The sequence below is a fragment of the Bartonella sp. AP88HLJMH genome (genome assembly GCF_042195605.1).
GTDB lineage: Bacteria > Pseudomonadota > Alphaproteobacteria > Rhizobiales > Rhizobiaceae > Bartonella.
On sequence record NZ_JBHIOR010000042.1, the window covers coordinates 1 to 4,342 of the forward strand.

General features: G+C 38.0%; 3 protein-coding genes and 1 pseudogene. All 4 read right to left on the reverse strand.

All coding sequences use genetic code 11. The annotated features are described in order from the left end of the window. A partial coding sequence (locus ACFIMA_RS09110; protein WP_375693761.1) for a transglycosylase SLT domain-containing protein occupies positions 1–374 on the reverse strand: 374 nt, incomplete at its 3' end. Positions 375–411: 37 nt separating this feature from the next. Then, positions 412–2,547, reverse strand: coding sequence for a hypothetical protein (locus ACFIMA_RS09115; RefSeq protein WP_375693762.1), 2,136 nt, complete (start codon positions 2,545–2,547; stop codon positions 412–414). A gap of 67 nt (positions 2,548–2,614) precedes the next feature. Further along, positions 2,615–4,033 (reverse strand): hypothetical protein, encoded by a 1,419-nt coding sequence (locus ACFIMA_RS09120; protein ID WP_375693337.1) that lies wholly within the window; start codon positions 4,031–4,033, stop codon positions 2,615–2,617. A gap of 24 nt (positions 4,034–4,057) precedes the next feature. Next, a pseudogene (locus ACFIMA_RS09125) lies at positions 4,058–4,342 on the reverse strand (hypothetical protein); the annotation flags it as partial.

Sequence of the window (4,342 nt, forward strand, 5' to 3'; positions counted from 1 at the left end):
TGCGCCGCATTGGCATGGGGATTTTGAAGAAGCCGCGCGGCTCCTCCTGCCCCTTGTTGATGTGCTAAATACAATTCTGCATCAGTAGGCGCTCTTCCCAACAGGCGGCTTAAATGATTGCGATTATCAAGCGTCAACCGCCCCACGGCATCTGCCGCTTGCATGGGATCAAACCTATCCTGCAAACCATATTGTTTGGCGGTGCTGTCTATAAATTGGTACAACCCACCCGCAGAAGAACGGGGATTCCTTGCATTCGGATTGCCTCCACTTTCTACTTGCGCAACACGGTATAAATAACTTTCTGGCAAACCATAACGCACTGCCGTTTGCCGTATCGCTTGATTAACAGAAGGACTAGAATAGCTAGTCATTTTGTTAGTTTTCCCCATTGTTGATATCACTATTGCATTACTCAGAATTCCTAGATCCCGATGTCATCATTCCCCACATTAATCGAGATAAAGAAGCATGAAAGCGTTTTGCAATATCATTGTTTACAAGTCCTTTTTCATAATCATTAATGAAATCTTGAATAATTTTTGCTACTTGTTTGTTATTATATCCCCCTACTTTTAAAGAATCGAGTTCTAGCATTTTTTTATCTAGTTTCTGGAGAGCTTTTAGATTTTTCTGGCTTGTTGTCATCCTGTGTGCATTTCTTAGTATTCTTACAACAGCATGCGGAAATTGCCCAATATCTTTATATTCTTTAAACCCTTGAAAAAGTTTTGGGCGTGCTCTATCTCTTAGCTCTGGAATTCCCTTATAGGTTTTATTATACAACTGTTCGTACTCAAAAGCGTCCTTTAGTCTCTTTACAGCATCTTCACCAAAAGGAGATTTTAGTTTTTCTACATAGCTGTCTGTGTTGAAAAGATTTTTATAATATTCTAACTTATCGCTAGAATTGAACATCTCATCATCAATCTTACTTCTTATGCCTAATTTATAAGCATCTTCGAATGACGGAGCTCTATCACCAACAGATGACACTTTACCTTTACTTTGATATAGATTGCTTTTATTCAGAGCCTCATTGATAGAAACAGAAGAACTCAAAGAATCGTATCCTTCTTTTATAGCTTTAGAGAGATCTTTATAAGAGGCAAAAACCTCCCTTGCTGTCTTATAATCCCCTGAAATGTCCTCTAGCAACTTTATAATATACTTTTCAAGTGAAACAAGATCCGCAGTGTCTATACCATTTAGATTATCACGTTGAATCTGATTGCTAATCTTTACTTTGGTTCGGTGAAGAATATCCATTATAGAATCAGGATATTTTTGTACATACGCCGCATCCGTAATTTTTCGATTATTGACATCTTGCGTAGCTTCTTCGTAAGCTTTCTTAAAATGTGAATGCTCCATTAACTGTTGCACCTTTTTTTGGTGTTCAGGCTTTAAAGCAGTACTTAATGCTGTATCATATAATGGTTGTGACTTTATACTACCTATATTATCAAAAGCTTTTTGAAGCTGTCCTGCATCCAGAGTCGAAGTAGATTTGTTTACTGACTCTTCTAAAGCATCTTCAAGATCTCCACTTCCCTTTCTTTTGATAAAGTTTTCATCTAGAGCTTTGCCCATTCGTCCTGAAATTCCAGCTGCTCTTTTACCAAGCTCTTCATTAAGCTGCTCATGAAGCATCCTATTGTTTTGAACTATACCATAAATATGATTTTTAAATCCTGGAATAATATCACTAAGACGTGCTTCAGAACCACTTTTTGCAAGAGTATCTGGTAGGTTTTTTATCCCCGAATGATATGCATAACTAGCAATATTCCGTAAATCTCTCTTAGAAAAACCATCTGGAGCTTTCTTTCCTGCATTGCCGATAGCATTATACCCTCTCCCAGCAAAAGAACCTACGATAGAGAGAAATGGAGACGCTATACTTCCAATTGCAGCATTATTTATCCCACTATCTATAGAATCTCCCCATCCTACACCACTTCCAACTCCTGATAACGCTCCTGATAATGCACCTGATCTCACCGCTGTTTTAAGACCTAAATCTTTTCCTGGAATACCTATTGCTTCACCTACAAGACGGGGAAACAAACTAGCTTTTCTAGCTCCAAATGCTGCTAACCCTAACCTACTCGCAATTAACGGCACTCCCCCCGTCGCTATCAATGGTAAAATAGACCCTATAAAATTTCCACCAAATGATAACCAAGGATATGCTCTATGTACTGCCCTCTGATAAGCGCGTGCCTTCTTTACAGCCTCATCATAATTGCTTCCTGATAAGTGGGAAAACAAACCTTGAAGCTCATCACTAAAGTTTGCTGTAAGTCCTTCTGCAGTAGAGCTTCTGAGAGCATCCCACATCGAAATATTTTCAGTAGGATATTCTTCTTCTAACTTTTGTGTTTCTTCTGGATGCTGTGTAACCCCTGTATAGCTATTTTGTGCATTCCAAATTTTTTCCATTATATCTTTATCTGAAATATGACCAATGATAGGAGAATAAGGTGTATAATTACTCGTCTGCTGGCTGCTATTTTTATACAATGCCGCTTGAATTTTTTCCATTATGTCTTTATCTGAAATATGGCCAATAACAGGAGAATAAGGTACATATCCCATATCAATTTCTCTTTCACTTGTTTCTTATGTAACCACCGTCATCTACAAAGACTTCACCTTTAGACAATCTATCCTCATCATCTTTATTTTTTACATGTGTAAATTGTGAAATAGGTAAAATAGGCAATGATAGAAAATCATTATATTCAGTGTTCCAATTATTTAAAAGTTTTTGTGTATTACTCCTTGCCTTCAACACTGCCTCTTTTACAGCTATAATTTCTTCTAACAATATATCTCGCCTCAGGTTTGTATCTAAATTTCCCAAACGGGTCTGTAATGATGTAAATTCTTGTATATTCATATTTCCATACCCTGACGCTCCATTTGGTGACTTCTGTTTCATTTCCTCCAAAGTATCACGTGCAAGATTCTTTTTAACCGCTTCAATATTTGACTTTAATATTGAAGCGTCAGTTGAAGATAATATTGAAAATATTGGTGCTAATATATTTGTACCAGTTAATGTAGATCGAACTAGTTTTTCTGTATTATCAAGTAACCTAATATTAGTATTCTGACTAACTAATTCAGATTCAAAAAATTGTTTTTGCTTTGTAAGCTTTTCTTTTTTTTCCTTATATGCCTTACTTCCTTTAATAACCTTTGCTTCCCACTGTTTAGTCTCAGGATTAAAAACACCATAGTAATCAGGAGAAAATTTAGGTGGTGTATTATCTATTTGCTGAGAACTAGAACGTGCATTCATTCCTTGTGTAAAAAAACCATTAAGCATTTGCGGATTACGTGCCATGATAGCAGCTTCTTCTTCGCTGTAACCTTTAGATTTTAGGTATTCGACGGTTTGATTGACTTGTTCTCTTCGTTTATCACCTTCATTAAGATGCTTCACACCACTTGCAAGCGCATCCCACCCAGAACCGTCTGATGAAGATTCTGCCATACCTGCAAAAAGATCTTTGAGCTTCTGATACGCATCTGATTGAAAAAACTTATAAGTATTGGACTGTAAAAATTTCTCTGCATCTGTCAGTTCAGGAGTCGGTGTTGGGGAAGCGGGTGCTAATGGTTGCGTTTGTTCATTAATATGAGGTTTTAGTTCTTGTGGAGTACTCTCTAGTGCATTTGGCATGGGTGGATGTTGATCAAATCCAAGAGGCATTTCCGCTTTAGGAGCCGTATAGGGCATAAATGGTCCATATGGATTCAGACTATTCTGTAAATAGGGGTTGGATGGGGCTTGTGCTTTCTCTGGTGTCATCATACTTTCAATACCTGACATTCCAGTCATAAATAGAGAGGTTTTGGGGTACTTTGTTATGAAATTCCCCACGGGGTTCTTTGTTATTAATTGTCCCAATCTATTCGCCCCTGTAACCGCTTTAGGAGCAAGATACCTAAAAACATGAGGCGCAGCTCTTGCTGCCATAAAAGCTGCCCCAGCTAATGGAAATAATATTGGAAATGCCATCACACTCTCCTACAAAACTATTCTTTAATTATTCTCCAGAGCTTTCTTTTGATTCATGTAATCTAAAAAAAACTTGGATGCTCCTCCTGCCAACGCTGCTCCCATTGGACCACCTGCCATGTAACCAAAAGCCATCGGTGCTGCTTGAAGTGCTAAAGAACCTATAGCCCCTACATTTTTCCACGGATTATTGCCCTCTATCTTAGAGATTGTATGATTATTCGTTGTCGTACCGTAATTTCTTGCAAAGCCATGACCGGCGTTCATAAGCATATTCAACCTATTCCAGCCGCTATTGTCTTGTTCCAG

What these genes read in the sequence shown, in the direction of transcription:
- ACFIMA_RS09115 (WP_375693762.1), bottom strand. Translation starts at nt 2,547, where the DNA reads ATGGAAAAAATTCAAGCGGCATTGTATAAAAATAGCAGCCAGCAGACG.
- ACFIMA_RS09120 (WP_375693337.1), bottom strand. Translation starts at nt 4,033, where the DNA reads ATGGCATTTCCAATATTATTTCCATTAGCTGGGGCAGCTTTTATGGCA.